The 23,086-nt window shown below is 51.3% G+C and carries 22 protein-coding genes and 1 pseudogene; 7 read left to right on the forward strand and 16 right to left on the reverse strand.

Annotation, left to right across the window (positions count from 1 at the left end; translation table 11 throughout):
• Nucleotides 1–75: 75 nt before the first annotated feature.
• From KJB30_RS11230 to KJB30_RS11255, 7 genes and pseudogenes are all read right to left on the reverse strand, one after another.
• A complete protein-coding gene (locus KJB30_RS11230) occupies nucleotides 76–1,077 on the reverse strand; it encodes a glycosyltransferase (RefSeq protein WP_367618971.1) in 1,002 nt (333 codons plus the stop codon).
• 7 nt (nucleotides 1,078–1,084) lie between these two features.
• Complete coding sequence (locus KJB30_RS11235) at nucleotides 1,085–1,303, reverse strand: outer membrane protein assembly factor BamD (RefSeq protein ID WP_214299191.1); 219 nt, start codon at nucleotides 1,301–1,303, stop codon at nucleotides 1,085–1,087.
• A 78-nt stretch (nucleotides 1,304–1,381) separates the two neighbouring features.
• A complete protein-coding gene (locus tag KJB30_RS11240) occupies nucleotides 1,382–2,218 on the reverse strand; it encodes a M23 family metallopeptidase (protein WP_214299193.1) in 837 nt (278 codons plus the stop codon).
• A 76-nt stretch (nucleotides 2,219–2,294) separates the two neighbouring features.
• Nucleotides 2,295–3,011 carry a methyltransferase domain-containing protein gene (locus tag KJB30_RS11245; RefSeq protein ID WP_214299195.1) on the reverse strand — a complete coding sequence of 239 codons (717 nt, stop codon included), beginning with the start codon at nucleotides 3,009–3,011 and terminating at the stop codon, nucleotides 2,295–2,297.
• A 20-nt stretch (nucleotides 3,012–3,031) separates the two neighbouring features.
• Complete coding sequence (locus tag KJB30_RS18460) at nucleotides 3,032–3,358, reverse strand: hypothetical protein (protein ID WP_246545640.1); 327 nt, start codon at nucleotides 3,356–3,358, stop codon at nucleotides 3,032–3,034.
• Nucleotides 3,359–3,640, reverse strand: a pseudogene (locus tag KJB30_RS18465) (FAD-dependent monooxygenase); the annotation flags it as partial.
• Nucleotides 3,568–4,239 carry an FAD-dependent oxidoreductase gene (locus KJB30_RS11255; protein WP_214299198.1) on the reverse strand — a complete coding sequence of 224 codons (672 nt, stop codon included), beginning with the start codon at nucleotides 4,237–4,239 and terminating at the stop codon, nucleotides 3,568–3,570. The gene KJB30_RS11255 and the pseudogene KJB30_RS18465, both read right to left, overlap by 73 nt.
• 261 nt (nucleotides 4,240–4,500) lie before the next feature.
• Between KJB30_RS11255 and KJB30_RS11260 the strand changes: the two genes are divergently transcribed.
• Nucleotides 4,501–4,689 carry a hypothetical protein gene (locus tag KJB30_RS11260; protein WP_214299199.1) on the forward strand — a complete coding sequence of 63 codons (189 nt, stop codon included), beginning with the start codon at nucleotides 4,501–4,503 and terminating at the stop codon, nucleotides 4,687–4,689.
• A gap of 79 nt (nucleotides 4,690–4,768) precedes the next feature.
• On the opposite strand, the gene KJB30_RS11265 is transcribed toward KJB30_RS11260, so the two are convergent.
• Together KJB30_RS11265 and KJB30_RS11270 are read right to left on the reverse strand one after the other, a co-directional pair.
• Nucleotides 4,769–5,722 carry a YihY/virulence factor BrkB family protein gene (locus tag KJB30_RS11265; RefSeq protein WP_246545641.1) on the reverse strand — a complete coding sequence of 318 codons (954 nt, stop codon included), beginning with the start codon at nucleotides 5,720–5,722 and terminating at the stop codon, nucleotides 4,769–4,771.
• 113 nt (nucleotides 5,723–5,835) lie between these two features.
• Nucleotides 5,836–6,390, reverse strand: a complete 555-nt coding sequence (locus KJB30_RS11270; protein WP_214299200.1) for a hypothetical protein — start codon at nucleotides 6,388–6,390, stop codon at nucleotides 5,836–5,838.
• Nucleotides 6,391–6,404: 14 nt separating this feature from the next.
• Between KJB30_RS11270 and KJB30_RS11275 the strand changes: the two genes are divergently transcribed.
• Nucleotides 6,405–6,674, forward strand: a complete 270-nt coding sequence (locus tag KJB30_RS11275) for a hypothetical protein (protein WP_214299201.1) — start codon at nucleotides 6,405–6,407, stop codon at nucleotides 6,672–6,674.
• 5 nt (nucleotides 6,675–6,679) lie between these two features.
• Here KJB30_RS11275 and KJB30_RS11280 read toward each other — a convergent pair whose 3' ends face one another.
• Nucleotides 6,680–7,732 (reverse strand): DUF535 family protein, encoded by a 1,053-nt coding sequence (locus tag KJB30_RS11280; RefSeq protein ID WP_367618972.1) that lies wholly within the window; start codon nucleotides 7,730–7,732, stop codon nucleotides 6,680–6,682.
• Nucleotides 7,693–7,854: a DUF1328 domain-containing protein gene (locus KJB30_RS11285; RefSeq protein ID WP_214299203.1), complete on the reverse strand. Its 162-nt coding sequence runs from the start codon at nucleotides 7,852–7,854 to the stop codon at nucleotides 7,693–7,695. Before KJB30_RS11285 ends, KJB30_RS11280 begins: the two co-directional genes overlap by 40 nt.
• Nucleotides 7,855–8,047: 193 nt before the next feature.
• Between KJB30_RS11285 and ku the strand changes: the two genes are divergently transcribed.
• Nucleotides 8,048–8,827, forward strand: a complete 780-nt coding sequence (ku, locus tag KJB30_RS11290; protein WP_214299204.1) for a non-homologous end joining protein Ku — start codon at nucleotides 8,048–8,050, stop codon at nucleotides 8,825–8,827.
• Nucleotides 8,828–8,895: 68 nt separating this feature from the next.
• Nucleotides 8,896–11,397, forward strand: a complete 2,502-nt coding sequence (gene ligD / locus KJB30_RS11295; RefSeq protein WP_214299206.1) for a DNA ligase D — start codon at nucleotides 8,896–8,898, stop codon at nucleotides 11,395–11,397.
• 6 nt (nucleotides 11,398–11,403) lie between these two features.
• On the opposite strand, the gene KJB30_RS11300 is transcribed toward ligD, so the two are convergent.
• The 4 genes from KJB30_RS11300 to KJB30_RS11315 all read right to left on the reverse strand — a co-directional run bounded on the left by KJB30_RS11300 (nucleotide 11,404) and on the right by KJB30_RS11315 (nucleotide 17,373).
• Complete coding sequence (locus KJB30_RS11300; RefSeq protein WP_214299208.1) at nucleotides 11,404–13,356, reverse strand: hybrid sensor histidine kinase/response regulator; 1,953 nt, start codon at nucleotides 13,354–13,356, stop codon at nucleotides 11,404–11,406.
• A 165-nt stretch (nucleotides 13,357–13,521) separates the two neighbouring features.
• Nucleotides 13,522–13,965, reverse strand: a complete 444-nt coding sequence (locus KJB30_RS11305; RefSeq protein ID WP_246545643.1) for a response regulator — start codon at nucleotides 13,963–13,965, stop codon at nucleotides 13,522–13,524.
• 150 nt (nucleotides 13,966–14,115) lie between these two features.
• Nucleotides 14,116–16,104 (reverse strand): ATP-binding protein, encoded by a 1,989-nt coding sequence (locus KJB30_RS11310; protein ID WP_214299210.1) that lies wholly within the window; start codon nucleotides 16,102–16,104, stop codon nucleotides 14,116–14,118.
• A 147-nt stretch (nucleotides 16,105–16,251) separates the two neighbouring features.
• Nucleotides 16,252–17,373, reverse strand: coding sequence for a hybrid sensor histidine kinase/response regulator (locus KJB30_RS11315; RefSeq protein ID WP_214299212.1), 1,122 nt, complete (start codon nucleotides 17,371–17,373; stop codon nucleotides 16,252–16,254).
• A 335-nt stretch (nucleotides 17,374–17,708) separates the two neighbouring features.
• Here KJB30_RS11315 and KJB30_RS11320 point away from each other — a divergent pair, with 335 nt between their 5' ends.
• On the forward strand, nucleotides 17,709–18,347 hold the full coding sequence (locus KJB30_RS11320) for a response regulator (protein WP_246545644.1): 639 nt from the start codon (nucleotides 17,709–17,711) through the stop codon (nucleotides 18,345–18,347).
• Nucleotides 18,348–18,355: 8 nt separating this feature from the next.
• Here the strand turns inward: KJB30_RS11320 and KJB30_RS11325 are convergent, their stop codons facing one another.
• Nucleotides 18,356–18,526, reverse strand: a complete 171-nt coding sequence (locus KJB30_RS11325) for a hypothetical protein (RefSeq protein WP_214299266.1) — start codon at nucleotides 18,524–18,526, stop codon at nucleotides 18,356–18,358.
• Between the two features lie 148 nt (nucleotides 18,527–18,674).
• Here KJB30_RS11325 and treZ point away from each other — a divergent pair, with 148 nt between their 5' ends.
• Nucleotides 18,675–20,537 carry a malto-oligosyltrehalose trehalohydrolase gene (gene treZ / locus KJB30_RS11330; RefSeq protein WP_214299214.1) on the forward strand — a complete coding sequence of 621 codons (1,863 nt, stop codon included), beginning with the start codon at nucleotides 18,675–18,677 and terminating at the stop codon, nucleotides 20,535–20,537.
• Between the two features lie 91 nt (nucleotides 20,538–20,628).
• Nucleotides 20,629–23,067 (forward strand): DUF3536 domain-containing protein, encoded by a 2,439-nt coding sequence (locus tag KJB30_RS11335; protein WP_214299216.1) that lies wholly within the window; start codon nucleotides 20,629–20,631, stop codon nucleotides 23,065–23,067.
• The last annotated feature ends 19 nt before the right edge of the window (nucleotides 23,068–23,086 follow it).

Consider the following 23,086-nt stretch of genomic DNA (forward strand, 5'->3'; position numbering starts at 1 on the left):
TTCTCCCTTCTTTTAGATAATTTATAAGTTACTGCAGTAATAATCCTTATTTATAAGATAAAAACAGAATTTACTTTACGCCACGCAGATAAAATTTAATCCATCTACAAGTCCTTTGGACGAAGCCACTTCTCTGAACTGCTCACGTGCCCCTTTTACACCGATGGCTGCCAGAATCTTGTTGCCGTTGTCGCTCAGCTGGTCCGGGCTGATGACGGGAGCACCATGCAAGGTGCGGCCAATCTTGTGTGGATCAACATCTATCCAGCATGTGACAGCTATACCATTTTTTAATAGAAGTCGTTGCCAGGCGCGGCCTTCTAGCCCAGCTCCGGCAATGGTAACGTTTTTTTCACCACTAAGATAATCAAGCAGCAGATAATGACACTTGCAGGCTCTAAAAGCCGAACGGCTATATTCATCCATGGTACGTGTGGCACGTTCTGGATGATCCCGCCAAAAAAAAAGGGTATCCGGAATCCGGAAGAAACCGACACCCTCAGAAGCAAGGCGTAGCCACAGATCGTAATCCTCAGCCCAACCCATACTTTGATACCCCCCTGCGTTAATAAGCAGTTCCTTGCGCAACATAACACTTGGATGAACGAAGGGTGATTCGACGAATCGTTCCAGCATGATACTTTCGTGGCTGCAAAGACAATTTTGCCACTTTTCGTATGAAGACATACCACTTTTAATGGAATGGCGCGGGAAGTGATGGAATCCGCAGGCAACCAGGCCTACTTCTGGATGTTCATCAAGGTAACATGCCTGGATTTCGAGCCTTTGTGGGTGACTTATGTCATCACCATCCATACGCGCAATCAAAGGGGCGCTGCAAGCAGCAATTCCCATATTTAAAGCTGAAACTAATCCAGCCCCACCGGTCGACAGGAGAGTTAGCCTGGAATCCTGCCTGCTTGCAGCAGCCAAAATGTCTGGGGTATCATCTGTTGAGCCGTCATCGACTACGATAAGCTCCCAATCGACAAGTGTCTGGCGAAATATAGATAAAAGTGCCTCCTTCAAATAGCGGGATTCATTGCGCACCGGCATGAGTATGGATATACGAGGCACAGAAATCCTAGTGTTTGAGTTCACTCAACCGGGCCTTGGCAGTAGCAGCAGCAGAGGAGCTCGGATATTTATTTATGATCTCCTCATAAAGTTTGGTCGCGTGTTCACGATTATTTTGCTTTTCTTCAAAGCGCGCGGTATCAAGAAGCTCAGTGGCTTTTTTATCGCTGGAACAGCCCACGGCTAAGAGACATAAGATAAAAAGACTAACCAGAGAAAGTTTCAAGGGCTCTCCTTTAAGTACTCGTACGGGATAACGATAAGGTAGCATAAGTATTAAACTCAACATATCAGGCAGAATTTTTCAGGGCAGTTGCGAGTTATCTTCCACTGTCGAATCTTTCTGGAAAAGGATCTTGTCAATCAGCGGCTGATACGGTGGATCTGAGTCCCATAAACCACTACTGGAAGAGTTGCAGGGTCCGTTCCACGGGTCAACAGGTTGGAAGTAGCCGCTCACTGAACGAAACACCCCAAAGTGCAGATGTGGAATCATGGAATTACCGGAACTGCCAACTTTTCCGATGCGGGTGCCTCTCGCAATATGATCACCTGTCTTGACTAACTGGGAACCTGAACGAAGGTGTGCATAGAGGGTTAAGTAACGACTTAGTCCAAAATTGTGCTCCACGACTATGAAATTGCCTGCATTAAAACCTAAGGTGGCAGCCTGCTTCCCTTCCACAGGAAGATGTGTGGTGAGTTCAGCTGCACATTCCCGATTCGCATCAGGGCAGCGATCAAAAAGTCCATCGCGTGTCCAGCGCACAACGCCTTCAGCAGCAGCAAGTACAGTAACATCCTGCTCAATGGAGGAAACAATGATGTCTGTTCCTTGATGGCCAGTATAACCGGGCTGCCCGCAGGAAAATGATCTGCCGGTACCAGTCAGATCAGGATATCCTATGCGAAAATGTCTTCCAGCGCAGTTCATCCCTGGGATACAATCAATGGGCCATGAAAAAAAAAGGGAGGGATTGTCCGCTGCAACCAGCGGACTGGGCAGGCCGATAGCCAGGATGATGCCCAGGCACAGCAGGAAAGTACAGGAATTGAAGTTGATTTTATGCACCAGAAGCCTTGCCAATGTTTCTGAGGGAGCAGGATGAGGTTTATTCAGTCGAGAGAAAATTTGTATCATTTGAATCTGCTTCTTGCAAAACATTTTTAGTGTGCAAAGTAGCGGAACGTCTGAGCGCTGGAGAGCGGACCGCAGCTCACGACGAAACAATTACTATCCTTGCAGGAAAGACCTCCTTCACAATATACCTAACTTCGGGGAAGCTGGAATCCATCAAATCAATGAGTTCACTGGCAGTAAATCCTCTTCTGATAGACAGTCTCCCGTCCTTAAATGCGAAGCTGCCGTGGCTAAAAAAAGGAAGCAGAAGTGAACATCCCAGGTAAGACCAGTGGGTGCGTCTGAGATCGTTCATGACCAGGGCAAGTCGCGTGTGAGTAAGTGCCTGCATGAGAAGGAGCTTGATTTCGTCCCATCCAAGATGATGAAGAAAGTGATTTGAAAAAATGAAGTCAAACATCCCCAGCTTCTCAAGCTCAAGTGCATTTCCAACTTGTAAAGTAATTTCCGGATATGTCCGGACAGCCTGCTGCGCAACGGGCAAGATCCGTAGGTCGTTATCCAATGCAGTTACCTTGAGCCTGAGATTGCGCTGGCGAGCTTCCTGTACACACCACACCGCAATGTCGCACCCTCCTGCACCTACATCCAGCAATGTATAGTGCCGTTGTCGGTCACGCTCCATGATGCTGAAAACATGATCACGCAAGATTTTACGGCTGGCGCTGAACAGCATGTTTATCAACCTGAACCGTCGTACAGTGCGCAGTAAAGTCGCTACATTGGCCTCTGCAAGATCCATATCCTCCTTGTCAGTCAGATTCCTCTCTCTAAGGTCAGGAATAATACCCATCAAACAATCCTCCAGCAGTGTCAAAGTTTTAGTTCTGCTTTAAAAACAGTTTTGTAATGGTCCAGATTGCGGAAAGGGATCGACAGCATGTTAAATTGCCGCAGCAACTTTTTGCGCAGTGGTGTCTGGAAAACAGCAGTCAGAAATGAATTGCGTATAGCAGACCAGATATATCCTCCTGATGTGCCCGCCATCATCATGTAATGAGCTCGCCGAAGTGCTGTGCGGGCTGCTTGCATGCGTACGCGGTTGTAAAGCGAACCAGCCTGTTCAAACGGTATTGCCCGCTCGATTACTAATCGCGTCAGCCAGCAAGCCAGTTCGGCATCGGCAAACCCAGTGTTCATGTTTTGCCCTCCAACAGGTGACATGAGGTGGGCAGCATCACCGCACAGGAAAACATGGTTCCTGGTAAAAGTTCCTGCCAGATATCGCTGGACACCGAAGCTGCTCACCCATGTCTGACGTGCGTTTCCAATGGCAATTCCTGCTCGGGCCTTCAGCTCTCTGTGCAGATAATCCCTTGAAGAAGCGGGCATAGGAGGTGATGTTGTTCTCAAAACATAACGGCGCTGCCCTCCGGGTAGGGGAAATGATTCCACCGACCCGCGTGGCGTAAAAAAAAACACGCATCGTCGCCACTGGTGCCGTTGTCTTCAAAATCCCCCATAAGAAAAGTTTGAGAATCTGAAGCCCCATCAAAAGGTATTTCCAAAGCCTCCCTGGTGATACTTCTGCCACCATCACACCCAAGGAGGCAGCGACAGATAAAATGAAACCGCCCCCCCTGGCTGTGCCCACCGTACACCTCCACTTGTTCTCCCTGAATGAAAACATCCTCAACAGTGTGACCTCTCAGCAGGTGGATGGAAGGTACACGCGCAATTGCTTCCTCCAGAAGGGTCTCGGTCCTGTGCTGAGGGATAGCAAGCACAAAGGGAAACGTATCGGGCAATTGGCTGAAATCCAATGAGCAAAGCAGTCTGGTTTCATCGTGGATCCGGACAAACCGTACGGAAATTCCCTTATCAAGTAAGAGATCCGTCAGACCTATGTGTTGCAATATCTCAAGTGAGGGAGGTGTAATCCCGATTGCACGGGACTGTACGTGCCGGTTGTCTGACTTCTCAAGCAGCAAAACTTCCAGACCTTCATTCGCCGCAAGCAGGGCTGCAACCATGCCAACAGGTCCCGCGCCGACTACTATGACATCGATGTCTAGCATCATTACCCCCATATCAAAGTATAGAAGAGCACAGGGCTATGGCAACAGATGGAGCGGAAAGACTTATGTCTCTGCAGACCCGGTTGGCCAGCTCAATTGCACTTCCATACCTCGGGGATATACTTAAACAAAGAGATAACCCAGGCATATGAGGAGGAATAGTAATGGCAGAGCAAGTAAATTCCCACCTCAGCACCAGGATCAGCCAGGTCAGCCTCACGAAATTGTCCACAGTTTGAGTTTGCAAGGCAAAGGAGAGTCGTCATGACGCGAATGGAAACATCACGGGTGCGGGAAGTGCTGGCACTGCATATTGGATCTTTAAGGGAGCAGGCATCTCATCTCAATGAGGACAATTTCGAACAGATGGAGAGAGATTTGCGGGCAATGGAACGATCTGTCAGGGAGGCTCGATCCTTGATTGAGGGTCTTCCGCACCGGAATCAAAAATAATTATTGCTGCCAGGGAACGAATTCACAGTGGGGATTTTACTTGGATCGCCCTTGGCAGCCTCGCTAGCGCTTGAGACATTCATATCGAGGCGTCGGGTGTACCGCCGGAACGATCCTGGCGATGCTCCGATTCATTCTCCACTTTTTCCCCTGGATCTTTCCCTTCCTGCGATTCGTGTTCAATAACCGCATTTATCTCGGCTCCAATCAAAATGATGAAGCCGCTGATATAAAGCCACAGCAGCAGTATTATAACTGCGCCGATACTGCCATAGGTCTTGTCATAGGAGCCGAAATTGTTAATGTAGTAGGAAAAAGCCAAAGAGGCCAGTACCCAGCTGGGAATGGCGAAAACCGCGCCGGGACTGATCCACTTCCAGTCCTGTTTTACATCAGGAGTCAGGTAATAAATAACAGCCAGGGCCAGTATCAGCAGAAACAGAATTACGGGTACAAGCAGAACATCCCATGAAACCTGGAAAACATTTCCAAGCTGTGCAAGATTTGCAATGTAATCTCCTATTTTCGGGCCAAACATCAGCAGGACTAGAGAGATAATGAATAGTACGGAAATCAGAATCACCAACGAAATTGCGATCAGCCGCACCTTCCAGAAAGGCCTCCCCTCCTTTACTTCGTAGAGCCTGTTCATTACCTCCATAATTGCAGTTACAGCATTAGAGGATGTCCACATCGCAAGGAGAAATCCGAGGGACAGAAGTCCCCCCTTTTTGTCGGAGAAAAGCTTGCGGATGTTGTCCTGCAACAGGGCGAATACCTCATTAGGCAGCACTCGCTTGATGGTCGTTAAAATGGATTCGAGGAAATCCGGCAGAGGCAGATAGGCAAGCAGGGTGGTCAGGAAAAGGAAAAACGGAAAAAGAGCCAGCAACAGATAATAAGCCATGGCTGCGGCATATTCTGCGCATCCGTCATTAACAACTTCGTGGTACACCTTTTTTGCCAAAGTCAGATAGCTGATTCGGCCCAGTTTGAAATAGGAACGTATGGAGAAAATGGAAACCTCCCTCAATCTAAAATTTCAAACAGTTCTTTACTTGCCAGAAAGGACGATGGCCTCACATGGAGGCCATCGCTCAGGTGCTTATCCCGTTTAGTACTTCTTCTTCATTCCTCTGGAACCGCTCATGGAAGAATAATTGTCCATTTTTCCGCCCATGCCGCCACCATATGCAGGTTGTCCGGTCCCACTGCCTGTTCCGGTGGCTCCGGTGCTGTAGCCGGGGCTGGTTCCATACGCTGCCCCACCTCTGTTGCCACCGCCGGGACTAACACGGCTGCTCCCATCGGTTGAACCACCAGTACCGCTACCGGTGCCGGAATCAGAGCCTGTTCCATAGGTTGATCCGCCTGTTCCGCTGCCGCTGGAACCACCGGTGCCGTAGGTAGATTCACCTGTGCCGTAGGTGGAGCCTCCAGTGCCGCTGCCTGAATCAGAGCCCGTTCCATAGGTGGAGCCTCCAGTGCCGCTGCCTGAATCAGAGCCCGTTCCATAGGTGGAACCTCCAGTGCCGCTGCCTGAATCAGAACCCGTTCCATAGGTTGATCCGCCAGTGCCGCTGCCTGAATCAGAACCTGTGCCATATGTTGATCCGCCAGTACCGCTACCAGTGCTGGATCCACCCATGCCGCCGGAAGTGGAACCGCCTGTTCCGCTGCCCGAGTCAGAGCCTGTACCATAGGTGGAGCCACCTGTGCCACTTCCGGTGCTTGATCCGCTTCCCATTCGACCTGAACCGCTGCCGGTAGCTCCGGCGCTGAAAGCAAATCCCGAAATAGCGACCAACGCGGCTGCTGTAAAGATCATTCTTTTTGCTTTTTCCATCGAACTTCCTCCTGTCTATGAGTTGGATGCAGAGAACATGGCTCTGTTGCTTAATTTTTACCACACGCACAGCCACCTGAAAGTAGGGGTCTGTCCGAATTTGTTTAAGGAAAGAGGAGAAGGTTCAATCAAAAAATGAATCTTTCAGCAGATCGTAAGAGCTTCTGTGACTAAGGCTACCAGAGGTGTGGCCACGTGCATTGACCAGCTGGTTTTTACGGCTTCAGTCTCGGCCTTCTTGAGATAGGTCAGTTCAAACTTTTCCCGGCACTTCTCCAGCAGTTCATCGCTAAATCGGCGCTTGCGCAATGTCCGGGTGCGATGTTTGCCTGTTATGGCATCATCCGGTTTGCTATGCGGGGCGACGCTGAGCCGGAAGAGGCCGTTGTCCATTCTGAGGCCCCCTTTTGAGTGCCAAAACTCGTCGTAGTTGAAGTAGCATCCCTGTTCGGGCGAGTCTTCTTCGCCTACAGTAATCTGCGTCGCAGAACTGACACCGGCCAAGCAACTGATCCCGGATGCCATGGCAATAGCTCTGGCCGCTGTCAGCAATATCATTGGAGGAGATACATCGCCGAGTGCCTTGGTCGCAGTTCGAACTATGTCAGGATTTTTAATTCCCTGAATACGACTTACGAACAAGGTATGTCCTGATCCCTGAATTATCTCCCCCGGCACAACTGTAAAGGAGAGCACATACACCTTCTGCATGTTTCTTTTCAGGACCAGGGACAGATCCCCCTCCAGGTCGTGATCGGAAATTGTGAGACCGACAGTATAGGTGTCATCAACTCGTTGTGTTTCCCACAGGTTGATCTGTTCCTTGAGAAGGTCGGATGAAAATGCGGTAACATAATGGGTATCGATAAATCGATAATGATGCAGAAGCATACTGAGTCTGCTCGTGCATGAAAGGGAGAGGGATATGTAATTGCCGACAAACTTGAAGGGTGTCCTGGGATTGTGCCGCATTATGCAGCACAATCCAGGGCTGCAGAGGGTTTTCCTTATGGCCAGATACCCGTTAAAATTGACGCAAAATAAAAACAACTGCTGTAACTTCCTTAAAGATGATTTGATAATTCCAGTATTTTTATGAGCTTTTAAGCAGCTTGCCAAGCATCTGAGGGTACTCATATGTATTCTGCTTTTCTTGTTCAGCGTTTTACCAGCACGAAAACAAAGGAAATGATGCATAACACAAGGAAAACATAGAACAAAAATTTAGCAATATCGATAGCGACGCCTGCAACTCCAACGAAACCGAAAAAAGCCGCTATCAAAGCTATTATAAAAAATATGATTCCCCACCTCAGCATACATACCTCCAGTGGAATCTTTGATGGAATATTTGCTATCTATAATCAATACTATCAGAGGAACATCCCATTTCAAGCCATACCGAAATTCTCGCCAGGGATGGGTAGGAAGAATGCGGGGAATTATGTTAAAATTCTTGTACCTACTGGTTGTGATTTTTTAAGCGAGTAACAGAGTTAAAGGAGGACCGATATGAGAGCAATGTGGTCAGGTTCGATCAGCTTTGGCTTGGTGAATATTCCGGTAAAACTCTTCAGTGGTTCGGACAGTGCTACAGTCGATCTGGATATGCTCCGAAAGGATGACCTATGTTCCATAAAGTATTTAAAAGTCTGTCGGGATGATAACAAGGAGGTTTCCAACAGCGACATTGTCAAGGGATATGAATACTCCAAAGGCGAGTACATCGTACTGACGGATCAGGATTTTGAAAACCTGCATGCTGAAAAGAATCATTTAATCGATATCATTAACTTCATTGACGAAAAGGAAATCGATTGCCGTTATTTCGAAAAGCCCTATTACCTTGAACCTGAGCGAACCGGAACCAAGGCCTATGCACTGTTACGTGAGGCCTTGAAACAATCGGGCAAAGTGGGGGTCGCTTCCTATGTGCTCAGGAACCGGCCTAATCTGGGGATTGTGAAGCCTCTGGACAATATGCTGTTGCTGAACGGTGTCAGATACAATACCCAGGTGCGCAGTTTCAATGAACTTAATCTTCCGGCGGGAGAAAACATCAAAGAGCAGGAGGTCAAGCTGGCTCTGACGCTCATAGACCAGCTGTCGGTAAGCTTTGATCCTGCCCAGTACAAGGACACCTACAAAGAGGAACTGATGACCCTGATAGAGGAGAAAGCCCGTCACATTGAGAGGAAGCCACCTGTCAAACAGGTTCAGAGAGCTCAGGTCATAGATCTGATGGCTCTTCTGAAAGAGAGTCTCAAAAAAGAACAGAAGAAAGCTGCCTGACCAGCAGTTGCTGATCCTTCCTCCCTCCCTTTCTCCGGAACCATAGCACATCTGAAACCGGAGCCATGATGAGTCTTGAAGAATATACAAAGAAAAGAAACGTCTCCCGCAGCAAGGAACCTCCCGCACTGATAGAGAAACCGGAAGCCGGTTTGCGCTTCGTGGTCCAGAAACATGCTGCCTCACATCTACACTACGACTTCCGGATAGAGCTGGATGGTGTTCTCAAAAGCTGGGCAATTCCCAAAGGGCCAAGCCTTGACCCCTCTCACAAGCGTCTTGCCATGCAGGTTGAGGACCATCCCTATGAATACCGGAACTTTGAAGGTGTCATACCCCCTGGAAATTACGGGGCCGGAGAGGTAATCATCTGGGATCAGGGGACCTACCATGCGGCAGGCACACAGGACAGGCCGGCCAGCGAAACGGCCATTCGCAATGGACTCAATAAGGGGGATATCAAGTTCATTCTGCATGGACAAAAGCTGCGGGGAGAATTTGCCCTGGTGAAGATACAGCGTGATGCACGCACGGGGGGCAAAGGCAACTCATGGCTGCTTCTCAAAAAACATGATGCTTTTGCCACGCCGGAGGACATTACTCTCAAGGACCGTTCGGTTGTCAGTAATGAAACGGTGGAAGAACTCAAAGTGCAAGACCCTGCCCACGCACCAAAAGCTGCGATGCACCAAGACCGCAAAGATCCTCCTGATCCGATGCCGCATCATGTTGCACCGATGCTGGCAACCCCTGTTGTGAATGCATTTGATGATCCTGACTGGATATTTGAAGTCAAACTGGATGGCTATAGAGCCATTGCAGAAATCCAGCAAGGGGCAGTATCGCTGTACTCGCGCAATGACCTCCCCTTTACCCTTAAATTCCCTTCCATTGTCAGCGATCTGGAAACAATCGGACATGATGCTGTTCTGGACGGCGAGCTGGTAGCCCTGGATGACAATGGCCGCTCGGACTTTCAACTGCTGCAGAACTATAGCCGCCATGGGATGGGAACAATCGCCTACTTCGTCTTTGATCTGCTCTACCTGGACGGAAGAGATTTGCGCAGTCATACTCTGCTGGAGCGTAAGAACATGCTTCGCAGTATGGTGCCTGAGCTGGACAGCGTCAGGTACAGCGATCATGTTCCGGGGCAGGGGCTGGCCCTGTGTGATCTGGCGCGGCAGAATAGTCTCGAGGGCATTATTGCAAAAAAAGTCAGCAGCAGATACCTGACCGGAAGGCGAAGCCGCGAGTGGCTGAAGATCAAGATTAAACTTCGTCAGGAAGCAATCATTTGCGGCTTCACCAAGCCGAGAAAAAGCCGCAATTACTTTGGTTCACTGGTGCTGGGAGTTTTTGAGGGGAGAGTTCTGACCTTTATCGGGCTCTGCGGCGGAGGATTCGCCGAAGAGGATTTGCGGGATGTGTACAATCGGCTGCAGTCGCTGGTGATCCCTGATTCTCCTTTCAGTGCAAAAGTCCCGGCCGCCATGGCGGTGACCTGGGTGCGGCCGCAGTTGGTGTGTGAAGTTTCCTTCACCGAGTGGACCGGCGAAAAAGTCATGCGCCACCCGGTTTTTTTGGGGCTGCGGGAGGACAAGGAGCCGGCAGCCGTGATACGGGAAATACCGGAGCTGGTAGTCCCAACGCCTGAAGATGAAAAAGAGCAGCTGGAGCGCAGCAGGTCAGTACGGGGCAAGGTCCATTTTACCAATCTTGATAAGATCTTCTGGCCCGAGGAGGGTTACACCAAGGGCGATGTGATCGACTATTACCGCAGGATTTCCGACTATATTCTTCCGTATCTGAAGGACCGCCCGGAGTCTTTGTACCGCACCCCGCATGGGATCACGGAAAAAGGCTTCTTTCAGAAAGAGACCCGGGATGCTGTCGCACCGTGGATCCCAACCAAACAGATTTTTTCCGAATCCAACGACAAGGATATTTCCTACCTCCTCTGCCAGGATCAGCAGACGCTGCTGTACATGGCCAACCTCGGCTGCATCGAAATCAATCCCTGGCTCTCCCGTATTGAGAATCTGAATAATCCCGATCACCTGGTGATCGACCTGGATCCTGAAGACATTTCATTTGAAAAAGTTGTCGAAGCGGCACTGGCAGTTCGCCAAGTGCTGGACACAGTCGGCATCACCGCTTTTCCCAAGACATCCGGTGCCAGCGGAATGCACATCTATATCCCATTGGCCGCCCGTTATGACTATGAGACAGCCGGAACCTTTGCACACCTGATCGCTCAACTGGCTCACAACCTGGTACCGGATTTCACCAGCCTGGTGCGGTCACCATCCAAACGGCAGAACAGGGTGTACCTGGATTATCTTCAGAACCGACGCGGTCAGACTGTTGCCGCACCGTACAGCATTCGGCCGCGCCCAGGGGCTACCGTATCAACACCATTGGAATGGGACGAGGTGAAGCCTGGCCTGAATCCTGCTGACTTTACCATTCGCACGATTCACGAGCGGCTGGAAAAAAAAGGGGATCTTTTCAGGGGAATTCTTGGGGAGGGTGTGGATCTGGAAGCATGTCTGAAAAGGCTGGAATGATCAGCATCACAAAAAAGTTGCCAGAACGTTTTGAAGCTGTCCGGATGTGTACGGTTTCGGAAGTATGCCGGCACGACTGTCATGTGCAACTGACTTTGCAAAACCTTCCAGGCCATGGCCGCTGCAGATAACAATCGGAAGCGAGGAATGCTGTCTGCGAATTTCGAGATAAGCTTCTCTGCCCCCCATGACAGGCATGGTCATATCCATCATGATCAGGTTGATCGAACTCCCGTGCCGCCTGAAAACTTCCAGTGCTTCGCGTCCATTTGAAGCGGAGATGACTGAAAAGCCGAGTGACTGCAAATGCGCTGTCCCAATGTCCCGCAGGCACTCCTCATCGTCTACCAGCAGGATTACACCGGATTTGTTATCCGAAGCTTCGATATGGGAGGAGGCCGGCGCCATGGGCTTGATTTCTGTCTGAGGGGCAGCTGACGGAAAGAAAACCCTGAAGGTTGTGCCTGCACCGGGAGTGCTGGAAAACTGTACAGCACCTGTGTGGGCATTGATGATGCCGAGTGTTGCCGACATTCCCAGGCCGCGACCTGTGAATTTCGTGGTGTAGAAAGGTTCGAAAATACGTCTGCAGGTTTCTTCATTCATGCCGCAGCCGCTGTCTGAAATCTCCAGACAGGCATACACACCGCACGGCAATGCCTTGCCTTGAAAATCAAACTCTTCCTGCCCGGGTGTCACGACTTTTCTGCCAAGCATCACCCGGATAGTTCCTGGCATGCAGCCAATTGCCTCGGAAGCGTTTATGGCCAGGTTCATGACAATCTGCTGGATCTGGCTACTGTTAGCCATGATTTCCGGCACATCATGGCCAAGCTCGACTTCTACTGCCACGTTTTTGTCAATGCCGGAACCAAGCATCTTCATTATCTCATTCACAACCGGCCCAATCTGGATGCATGCCTGTACCGGCCTGTCCTTGCCGGCGTAGGCCAGCATCTGGCGGCACAGGTCAGCGGCCCGCTGCGCTGCTGTTTCGATCTTATCCACATGTTGCCTGCAGGCATCATCGGTTTTCCGGTCATCCTTGATCAGAAAACAATGTCCCAGGATGATGGAGAGTATGTTGTTGAAATCGTGGGCAATCCCTCCGGAGAGCACCCCCAGGCTCTCCAGTTTCTGCGCCTGTCTGAACTGTTCCTCCAGCAGTAGACGCTCTTCTTCCGCTTTTTTGCGTGCAGTGATATCCCGTGCCACGTGAACGCAAGCCTTCAGGTTGCCTGCCGGATCAAGCAACGGTGATACGGAGATATCGAAACTCCTGCCCAGCAACTCCTCATGTATTTCCTGTACATGTTCCTGTTTGTCCTGCAGCAGACGGTGATGAGGACACGAATTGGGGACACACGCGGCACCATACATTACGTCATAGCACTTGCGGCCGATAAGATCGGCGGTGCGACATCCGTATCGCTCTGCCATGGCTCTGTTGGCGCGGGTTATGGTCTGTTGTCCATCGATGATGGCAATCAGATCGGGAACCGCATCGAAAGTCTGTTCCCATTCGTGCTTGGCGCGGTGAATTGCCTCCTCTATCTCGCGGCGCTCCTGGAGCATGTCCCATTCCCGCAGGACACGCTGCACTATGCGTGATAACGAAGCAAACGTTTCCGGCGATTTGACAATATAATCTTGTACACCTGCCTTCAAAGCTTCCACGGCCAGTTGTTCGCTTCCATGGGAAGTCATCAGGATTACAGGCCATGCACCTTCCGCAGTTGTCACCAGCTCGCTGCCGCTTCCATCAGGAAGACGGTAGTCTGTCAGAACAAGCCGCGGAACGTGGCATTGCAGGACTTGGCGGGCTTCCTTCAGTGTCGTGGCAAACAGCAGGCGATACGAATCCGCAGCATCATCGAAAGCTCTTTCGATCAGTTCGGCATGACCTTGATCATCTTCAACAATAAGTATCAGCAGGGCCGACGGACTATCGGTCAGCATAAGCACTCCTTAACAGGGTGTTGAGAAACCCAGGTTGTTCAAAAATAGTCAGATCGTCGCTCCCGGAGAAAGCCCCGCGGAGACGTAGCAGCGCTACGTCGCACAAGGTGGCTTTCGAGGACGGCGGCGAGATGGCTGTTTTTCAACAACCTCCTTAGAACATTGCTACCAGGGGCGTCGGTTCCAGGCCAGCCAATAAAACCCCAGTTCTTTCATTAGTTTGCCGAAAGAGTCGAAATTTACCGGTTTGAGAAGATAACTGTTGGCATGATGGTGATAGGCACGGGCCACATCCCGTTCAGCATCGGATGTTGTCAGAATGACTACCGGCAGAGCCCGCAGGTCAGGATGCTCCTTGACTTCTTTGAGCACCTCCAGTCCATCGATCTTGGGCAACCGCAGATCGAGCAGCATCAGGTGCGGCATGGGGAACGCCAGGCGATCGGCGTATTTGCCTTTTCCATGCAGGTAATCGAGAGCTGCTTCGCCATCCTCCACATGCATGATGGTATTGGCTACCTGAGAGTCGGCCAGATTGCGAAGCACCAGTTCGGCATGGTCCGGATTATCTTCCACCAGCAGGACTGTTAATGGCTCACCTTTCAACATATCCTCTCCTTAAGGTTGTTGAAAAACAGCCATCTCGCCGCCATCCTCGAAAGCCACCTTGTGCAGCGTAGCGCTGCTACGCTTCCGCGGGGCGTTCTCCGGTTGCGACGATCTGACTATTTTTGAACAGCCTGAGCTTTTCAACACGTTTTAGGTGGATGCAAGGCACTGCCTGTCGAGTGTAAAACAGAAAGTACTCCCGCAACCGGAACCCTTCGACTCTACCCACAGACTGCCGCCATGCACCTCCACGATTCTCTTGGCCAATGCCAGGCCGATTCCGGTGCCGTCACTCCCTGCATCGAGCTTGTCGAACAGGCCAAAGATGGTCGTGTGGTATCTGGGATCAATTCCGCTGCCGTTATCCTGAATAAAGAAGATTTGTCTGCCTTGCTCTGTACGCATCCCAATCATGATGCGGGGGGCCTGCTGTGCGCCCATGTATTTAACAGCATTTTCCACCAGATTCTGAACAACCTCGGCAATGCGTTGACGGTCGCAGTAGAGCGAAGGAAGGCCGGGTTGTACCGTTATCTGTATCGGGTTTTCCCGAAGCAGTCCGGTCAGATGATTCAGCACCTCATTCACCAGTTCGTTCATATCAACCAGTTCGGCTGGTGCAATAATCCTGCCGATGCGGGAAAGCTCCAAAAGGTCACTCAGCAGGGAACTCATCCTGTCCGCTGAATTTTCTATTCTGGTGAGATCTTTATCCAGACGATCTGATCTTCCCGCGGCCAGGTCCCTGCGTATGGAACCGGCAAAGCTTTTGATGGTGATCAGCGGACTCTTGAGGTCATGGGAGACGGTATAGGTGAAACGCTCCAGTTCTGCATTTTTGTCCTGAAGCTCCTTTTCGTATTGTTTACGGGTGGTTATGTCCAGAAAAGTCACAACTGAGCCGACAATCTCTCCCTCATGCCGTATCGGGTGAGACCAGTACTCCGCCTGAAAAGAGGAACCGTCAGATCTCCAGAGCACTTCGTCATCCATATGGGTTTCTGTTCCATCCTGAAAGGATTTGAAAATGGAACACTCCCTGCCGTCAAATGGTCTGCCATCCACATGGTGGTGGTGAATCAGTGAGTGCATGTTTTTGCCCAATAACTGCTCGGGAGCATCATACCCCAGCATGCTTACGCAAGAAGCATTGCAGAATGTACAGTTGCCCTGGGTGTCCAGTCCGTAGATCGCCTCCGCAGTGGAGTTGAGCAGTAAGGTCACCATTTCCGTGCTCTCACGCAGGTGTGTTTCACGCTGCAGAATTGTGGCAGTTGCACGACTCACCTGGCGCCTGAGAAGAATAATGAAACCGGAAGCAGCAACCATCAAGCCACCCAGCACCACAATCGAATCGATCAGCCATTCGGGGGTCGTAGGGTCATCGCTGCCGTAGGTCCACTTCTGGCGCGCTCTGCTGTAAGCCGAGTCTTTTTGCTGACGCCATGTGGTCAAATAGCTGTCAAGCGTGGTGATAAGCCCTTGGTGTTTTCCCTTGCCCACGGTGAAGAAAATGTCAAAAGGATTGAAAACAATGCCTGTGGAGCGCAGTCCGCTATCTTTGTGCCTGGCGGCGCCAAAGACACTGCTTACCACCCCGGCATCGGCCTTTTTTTCCGCCACAGCCTTGAAGACATCATCAAATCCGGGCAGTTCCACAAAGGTACAGTTGATGTGGAATTTTTCGACCAAAGCAATAAAATTTCGGCCGCTGATGTCCCCCTTCATGAGGGCCACCTTCTTTTTCTCTATCTGGCGAATGCCTTCGATGGGTGATTCCAGCGGTACATAAAGCTCACCCCACACAGTCAGCAGGGGTGTCTTCGCGTAATCCATGAACTCCTCACGTTCCGGAGTATGGGCTACACTGGTAAGAAGATCGACTTCGCCAGATTTCAGTCGCTCCAAGCCCTCGCTCCAGGAGCCGAACACGTACTCGAAACGTATGTTTTCACGCCGCCCAATCTCGGTCAAAGCATCAACATAGAAACCCTGTATCTCTCCATCGCTGTTCTTGAAAATGCCTGGGAAGAAGTTAAAAGCCCCCACTCGTACCACTCGCGTCTCTTCGGCATTGGCTGCAATCCCGAAATACAGCAGCATGGTCGCTACGAGGCCGAGCAGAAACAACTTTTTCATGATAGGACCTTTTAGGGAGCGTGGGGTGCAAGTGATTTTTAATGGGGACAATATACGCAGAAGCTGGTGATTTCAATTTAGATGATTTTAATTATTTGAGGCAAAAGGTACGCTGGAAAAAGTAGGAAGGGTTCCTGAAGAATGATTTTAGAGGGTAAAGAAAAACACTGCTCCGCTGCCTGGATTGCTCTCGGCCCAGATTCTGCCGCCATGCCGCTCTAGTATCTTGCGGACAGTGGCCAGCCCGATGCCGAAACCATCGATGGTTGGATCCTGCCCGCCACGGTGAAATTCAGAAAAAAGGCCCGATTCTTCACGCTGCACAAATCCCCTGCCATTATCCCTGACAAAATAAATCAAATCCTCTTCCGTACTGATTGAATCGAATTCAATCAGTGCGTCACTCGTGCCGGTCGAATACTTCCATGCATTTGATAACAGGTTCTCCAGCACGACCCGCAAGAGCAGAGGGTCGCCAAAAGCATGGACCGAGTCGGCAATCCTGAAAACCACTTCTCGTTGGGGATCCTGTGAGCGCAATCTTTCAACTATCTCCGCCGCTATGCTGCTCAGATCGGTCCACTTCTTGTCCAACCCTCCGCGTGAACAGCGGGAAAAGGCGAGCATCTTCTCCACGAGGTTGTTCATCCTCACCAGTTCGGTATGCAGGATGGAGAGATTCTTTCGGCTGCCGGCGTCCGGCGATTCATTGTGCTGTTTCTGCACAAGTTCGGCCAGTGTGGTCATTGAAGCCAATGGTGTGCGTAGGTCATGGGCTACCATGGATGCAAAAGAATCAAGTTCCGCATTGAGATGTTCCAACTCCCGTGCCTTGCACGCAAGTTGCGCGTTAAGCGCCTCTATTCGCCGTTTGTCCCTGATTCTGGTCAGGGTTCCGTCGATCGCCTCAAATAGCCGTTCCAGAACAACCGGCTTCAGAATATAGCTGTTGATGCCAATTTCGATTGCACCTAGCAGATGGTGCGACTCACCATGGGCAGTCAGGGCGATTATCTCTGTGGCAGGCATAGCCGCTTTAATGCCGGCGGCCATTGTTATGCCGTCTGTCCCGGGCATGCAGACATCTGTGACAACGATCTCGGGCCGATTGCGATGGAAACATTCAAGACCCTGCTCGCCATCGTTTCCGGTGAAAATTCTCATGCCGTGATAGTGCCGGGACAAAGCGTCGCAAAGTTTTTCCCGGGCTGCCTGTTCATCCTCGACACAAAGCAGGGAAATATCACTGAAATCTTCATCACCCGCCATTTAAAAGCCTCAATCACCTGAATTAGTGAATATTAAAACTCATTTCGAGAATAATTTATAACCGGAACATGTCAAGGAAGCGGTGCTGTGGGGGGATACATTGAAATGGGAGATTAGTTCTGTTCAGGTGATTTTTTTACAAGCTGTTAAAAAATTAAGGCGAAAAAGGAGCTGAGTGGAAGTTTGCAACACGGAGCCCCTTTGTCTAACTAGCCGTAATTATATTGCTATTTGGAGTACGGGGCGGGTGGCATGCTTGATGCTATTCCCCTTCTGAACCATGAGGCGGGGACAAGGTTTTTTTGTGCCTGACCGCCGATGCCAAGGAGAGCTGAATGGCCATCTCAAAAAGAATCCTCATTGCCGATGATCATGCGATTTTCTGCGAGGGGCTCAAGCAGGTAATTGCAACTACTGTCAATATGGTTGTCGCCGGCGAAGCGGCCAATGGTCAGGAGGCACTCGGCAAGGTCCGGGAAAATGACTACGACATGGTGATCCTGGATATTTCCATGCCTGGCAGAAATGGGCTGGACATACTCACCGAAATCAAGAGTCTCAGGCCTCATATGCCGGTCCTGGTCATGAGCATGCATCCCGAAGAGCAATATGCCCTTCGTGCTTTCAAGGCAGGCGCAAGCGGCTACCTGACTAAAGGTGGCGCGATTCAGGAGTTGGTTGAAGCGCTGCACAAGGTTGCTCTGGGAAAAAAATATATCAGTTCCAGCCTGGCTGAAACACTGGTCTCTGATCTGGATAATTCACCCCATGACCAGATTTATAAAAATCTCTCGAACCGGGAGTTTCAGGTGCTTTGCATGATCGCATCGGGCAAGCCGGTCGGCAGAATAGCAACGGAGTTGACGCTGAGCGTCAAGACCATCAGCACCTATCGGACTCACATTCTGCGAAAACTCAACATGAACAACAACGCCGAGCTTACCCGCTTTGCCCTGGAAAACCAGTTGGTATAAGCGGTGGATCAACGCTCGTTTACGAGTTTATCCTGTTTCGGCCAGCGGTGCATGCAGTACAGGCATGGTTTCACCCCGTGAGGCACCGTATCACGCAAATGCTCGGAACCGTGGGTGGCATCACACTGCGGGGGCACCGGAAATTTGTGAATGTGGTCATTTTTAATAAAAAACATCATGGCAAGCCTCCTGTTATGGCGGACCGAAAAAGACAGTGTCGCAGCCTGCTCCAACTGTATCTCAACCTTTTCTATTATAAATAAGCAGTTTGTCTGAAACTGACATCAGCTTTCACCTTAGCTGACAACTCATAAAGTTGGAGAGTGAATGGAAACAACTGCCTGGAATCTGGATATAGGCGCCACGGTTTCCGGTACCACGGGAACCGGTTTCAGAGTATGGGCACCCAAGGCGCAATCCATGGTGGTCCAGCTTGTTTCAGCAAGAGGCAAGGAAGAACGGGTCGCCCTTCTGCAGGAACAGAGCGGCTATTTTTCCGGCATGGTCAACGGTGTAGCCGCCGGTGACCGTTACCTGTATCTCAAGGACAGCGGCACCGGTCGGCCTGACCCTGCCTCGCGTTTTCAGCCTGATGGCGTTCATGGTGCATCCCAGGTTGTGGATCCCCGCCTGTTCACCTGGCACGACAAGCATTGGCAGGGAATCCGTCAGGAAGAGTACGTCATCTATGAACTGCATGTCGGTACCTTCAGTCGCGAGGGGACCTTTGACGGGGTGATTCCCCTCCTGGATTATCTCGTAAACCTGGGCATAACAGCAGTGGAGATCATGCCCGTTGCCCAATGCCCCGGGCGCCGCAACTGGGGCTATGATGGAGTGTATCTGTTTGCCCCCCAGAACAACTACGGTGGTCCCGATGGACTGAAGCGTCTGGTGGATGCCTGCCATGCCCACGGATTGGCCGTGATACTGGATGTGGTCTACAACCACTTCGGCCCGGAAGGCAATTATTCCGGGGAATTCGGATACTACACCACCGATAGGTACCGCACTCCCTGGGGGGCCGCCCTTAACTACGATGGGCCCTGCAGCGATCCGGTCAATGATTTCTTCATTGCCAATGCCCTTTACTGGCTGCACGAATATCACATCGATACCCTGCGGCTCGATTCAGTTGACTGGATTTTTGATCTGACTGCCAGGCATTTTCTGCAGCGGCTTGCAGAAGAGGTGCATCGTCATGGGCAGATGCTGGGTAAACGGATCTATCTGATTGCCGAATATGATGCCAACGATGCCCGTCTTGTCCGTCCTGCGGAACAGGGTGGCTACGGTATCGATGCCCAATGGAACGACGGCTTTCACCACAGCCTGAGAACGCTTTTGACCGGTGAAACGACGGGGTACTACGAGGATTACGGTCAATTCAGCCAGCTGGTCAAAGCCTTTGAAAATGGTTTTGTCTATACAGGCGAGTATTCTGCCTTTCGTCGCAGGCGCCATGGCGGTCCCTCTCCTGAGGTGCCCGGCTCCCGTTTCGTCGTCTTTTCCCAGAACCATGATCAAATCGGCAACAGAAAGTGCGGTGACAGGCTGGCTGCGTCGGTCTCTCACGAACAGCTGTTGCTGGCGGCCGGCACGGTGCTGCTTTCGCCCTACATCCCTCTGTTGTTTATGGGGGAGGAATATGGGGAAACGGCTCCTTTCCATTATTTTGTCGATCATTCGGATAAGCAGCTGATTGAGGCTGTACGCCGGGGGAAAGCGGAAGAACATGCTTCTGGAGCCTGCACCGGTGATCCTCCCGATCCGGCGGCCGAAAGCACCTTCCTGGATTCTCACATCAACCTGACCCTGAAGCGGGAAGGACGTCAGGCCTGTATCCTGAAATTTTACCGCCGCCTGCTCGCCCTGCGCCGGAAGACACCGTGTCTGCAGGTCTTTGACAGGAACAGCATCGAGGTAAAAGGATTCGAGCGGCAGAAAACTCTGGCGGTCATTCGACAAACGGAAACGAGCAGGGTGCTCTGCCTGTTCTGTTTCAGCGATGCAGCCGAAGAGGTGATGCTGATTCTGCCGCCAGGAAAATGGGAGAAGCTGCTTGATTCATCGCACCCTCAGTGGGACGGAGCAGGGGAGCTTGCACCCCGGGAGCTGCATGTGGCGCAAGGAGCAGTCAACATCCCCATGCAGCCATTCAGTCTGGCGGTGTATGAAAACCGGGGGTAAATCGGGGACCGGGGACCGGGGACGGTAATGGCGGCATTTGGTCCCAAATCCCCCGTCCCAGATCCCCATTCCCCGCTTTCAAAGGAGATTTATGGATCGTTACGTCTGCATACATGGTCACTTCTATCAGCCCCCCCGGGAAAATCCCTGGCTTGAAGAGATCGAGGTCCAGGACTCGGCCGCTCCCTATCATGACTGGAACGAACGCATAACGGCTGAATGTTATGCCCCTAACTCCGCTTCGCGCATCGTTGACGGTGACCGGCGCATCCTGGACATTGTCAGCAATTACGCCAAGATGAGCTTTAATTTCGGGCCCACCTTGCTTTCCTGGATGGAAAAAGCATCCCCGGATGTGTACCAGGCCATCCTGGATGCCGACCGGCAGAGCATGGAGTGGCGTTCCGGGCATGGTGCGGCTCTAGCCCAGGTGTACAATCACATGATCATGCCGCTGGCTTCTCCTCGCGACAAGCGTACCCAGGTCATTTGGGGCATCAGGGATTTTGAACACCGTTTTGGACGGTTTCCCGAAGGAATGTGGCTGGCCGAAACTGCGGTGGACCTGGAAACACTGGATGTTCTTGCCGAACAGGGCATTGCGTTCACGATCCTTGCCCCCCATCAGGCCGCCGGTTATCGCAGGATCGGCGAATCCAACTGGACAGAGACCAACGGTGCCTCCATCGACCCAAGCCGTGCCTACCTCTGCCCGCTTCCTTCTGGCCGAAGTATCACCCTTTTTTTCTATGACAGACTGGCTCAGGCGGTTGCCTTCGAAAAGGTGCTGAATGATGGGGAAGGTTTTGCACAACGTTTGATGGAAATTCAAAGTGATCTGCGTGACTGGCCGCAGCTGCTTCATATTGCCACTGACGGTGAAACCTATGGCCATCACCAGACGTTCGGGGACATGGCGCTTGCAGCAACTTTTAATCATATTGAATCAAACAACCTGGCAAAACTGACCAATTACGGCGAATACCTGGAATTGCATCCACCTGATCATGAAGTCCGGATACATGAAAATACATCCTGGAGCTGCGCCCATGGGGTGGAACGATGGAGAAGTGATTGCGGGTGCAACTCCGGCGGATATCCACACTGGAACCAGCAGTGGAGAGGGCCGCTGCGGGCAGCCCTGGACTGGCTGCGTGATCGACTGGTCACGGAGTTTTCGCGCGCCACAAGCAAATTGTTCAAAGATCCCTGGCTGGCGCGCAATGAGTATGTACAGGTGATACTCGACCGGCGTGCGGAGTCGGTTGAGAAGTTCATTGCTCGGCACAGCGTGGTGCCGTTGACGGCTGAAGAAATTGTCACTGTAGTCAGGCTGCTGGAGATGCAGCGCCATTCCCTGCTGATGTACACGAGTTGCGGCTGGTTTTTCGATGAGCTGTCCGGGCTGGAAACGGTTCAGGTCATCCAGTACGCAAGCAGGGCCTTACAGCTTGGTGCGGGGATTATCGAACAGGGGACGGAGCAGGCATTCGTTGAAAAGCTGAAATCGGCAAACAGCAATATTCCGGAGATTGGTGACGGTGCCTGGATTTATGAGCATTTTGTGCTGCCGACACGGGTCGACCTGAACAAGGTTGTCGCCCACTTTGCCTTCAGCTCTATGTTCGAAGAGTATGAAGACCAGACCAAAATTTTTTGTTACCTCATCGAGAAGCAGGGGTACCTGAAACTCTGCTCGGAAGAAGTCTGCATTGCGGTTGGTCTGGTTGACGCAATTTCCGTGACAACCGGAGAGTCCGGCAGGTTCACCTTTGGGGTGGTGCGTTTCGGCAGCCATGATTTCAAGGGTGGTGTGACTATCTTTCGTGACCAGTCAAACTTCGAATCCATGCGGGAGGCAATGGTCGGAATTTTCGACCGAGGGCTGTACACCGAGCTCATTGGTATCATGGACACCCATTTCGGAACGCACAGTTATTCCTTCAATGACCTTTTCAAGGATGAACAGCGAAAAATTCTTGATTCCATCATTACCAGGACCCTGGATCAATTCACTGAAAGCTACAAGGAGATGTACGAGCATTGCCGGCCTTTGATGGAGTTCATGCGCGAGTACAGCGTGCCTGTGCCGAAAACCTTTCTCGCTGCGGCCGGACCGGCATTGAGCGAGCAGCTGATCAGTACGCTGACACCGGAGGAACCGGATGTTCAGGCGGTAAAGAGGATAGTGGAGCAGATCGGGAAATGGAATGTGGAAATAACCACTCCACATACTGAATTTTTCATGCGCAAGCTCCTGGAAAACCTCATGGCCGCCCTGGTGCGCAATCCTGAGGATATGAAGCTTATTGCCAGGCTGCAGACACTCATGGGGCTTTTGCAGGCCCTGCCTCAGGCAATAGCTTACTGGCAGGTTCAGAACGATTATTACCGGCTGGCTAAAAACAGGTATCAGGAATTTTTGACTAAAGCGCGTAATGGAGATGAGGATGCCGTGGCCTGGGTCAAGGAATTCCGTCAGTTGGGGGAGATGCTGTACTTCAATCTGGGGGCTATTGTGCCTGAGTGAGGCGAAAGGCGAGGGAAGC

Source organism: Pelotalea chapellei (assembly GCF_018531195.1).
GTDB lineage: Bacteria > Desulfobacterota > Desulfuromonadia > Geobacterales > Pseudopelobacteraceae > Pelotalea > Pelotalea chapellei.

What these genes read in the sequence shown, in the direction of transcription:
- KJB30_RS11325 (WP_214299266.1), bottom strand. Translation starts at nt 18,526, where the DNA reads ATGATGTTTTTTATTAAAAATGACCACATTCACAAATTTCCGGTGCCC.
- KJB30_RS11305 (WP_246545643.1), bottom strand. Translation starts at nt 13,965, where the DNA reads ATGTTGAAAGGTGAGCCATTAACAGTCCTGCTGGTGGAAGATAATCCG.
- KJB30_RS11255 (WP_214299198.1), bottom strand. Translation starts at nt 4,239, where the DNA reads ATGATGCTAGACATCGATGTCATAGTAGTCGGCGCGGGACCTGTTGGC.
- ku (WP_214299204.1), top strand. Translation starts at nt 8,048, where the DNA reads ATGAGAGCAATGTGGTCAGGTTCGATCAGCTTTGGCTTGGTGAATATT.
- ligD (WP_214299206.1), top strand. Translation starts at nt 8,896, where the DNA reads ATGAGTCTTGAAGAATATACAAAGAAAAGAAACGTCTCCCGCAGCAAG.
- KJB30_RS11335 (WP_214299216.1), top strand. Translation starts at nt 20,629, where the DNA reads ATGGATCGTTACGTCTGCATACATGGTCACTTCTATCAGCCCCCCCGG.
- KJB30_RS11320 (WP_246545644.1), top strand. Translation starts at nt 17,709, where the DNA reads ATGGCCATCTCAAAAAGAATCCTCATTGCCGATGATCATGCGATTTTC.
- KJB30_RS11245 (WP_214299195.1), bottom strand. Translation starts at nt 3,011, where the DNA reads ATGGGTATTATTCCTGACCTTAGAGAGAGGAATCTGACTGACAAGGAG.
- KJB30_RS11280 (WP_367618972.1), bottom strand. Translation starts at nt 7,732, where the DNA reads ATGCATCATTTCCTTTGTTTTCGTGCTGGTAAAACGCTGAACAAGAAA.
- KJB30_RS11240 (WP_214299193.1), bottom strand. Translation starts at nt 2,218, where the DNA reads ATGATACAAATTTTCTCTCGACTGAATAAACCTCATCCTGCTCCCTCA.
- KJB30_RS11310 (WP_214299210.1), bottom strand. Translation starts at nt 16,104, where the DNA reads ATGAAAAAGTTGTTTCTGCTCGGCCTCGTAGCGACCATGCTGCTGTAT.
- KJB30_RS18460 (WP_246545640.1), bottom strand. Translation starts at nt 3,358, where the DNA reads ATGAACACTGGGTTTGCCGATGCCGAACTGGCTTGCTGGCTGACGCGA.
- KJB30_RS11270 (WP_214299200.1), bottom strand. Translation starts at nt 6,390, where the DNA reads ATGGTACAGGCTCTGACTCGGGCAGCGGAACAGGCGGTTCCACTTCCG.
- treZ (WP_214299214.1), top strand. Translation starts at nt 18,675, where the DNA reads ATGGAAACAACTGCCTGGAATCTGGATATAGGCGCCACGGTTTCCGGT.
- KJB30_RS11260 (WP_214299199.1), top strand. Translation starts at nt 4,501, where the DNA reads ATGACGCGAATGGAAACATCACGGGTGCGGGAAGTGCTGGCACTGCAT.
- KJB30_RS11300 (WP_214299208.1), bottom strand. Translation starts at nt 13,356, where the DNA reads ATGCTGACCGATAGTCCGTCGGCCCTGCTGATACTTATTGTTGAAGAT.
- KJB30_RS11285 (WP_214299203.1), bottom strand. Translation starts at nt 7,854, where the DNA reads ATGCTGAGGTGGGGAATCATATTTTTTATAATAGCTTTGATAGCGGCT.
- KJB30_RS11315 (WP_214299212.1), bottom strand. Translation starts at nt 17,373, where the DNA reads ATGGCGGGTGATGAAGATTTCAGTGATATTTCCCTGCTTTGTGTCGAG.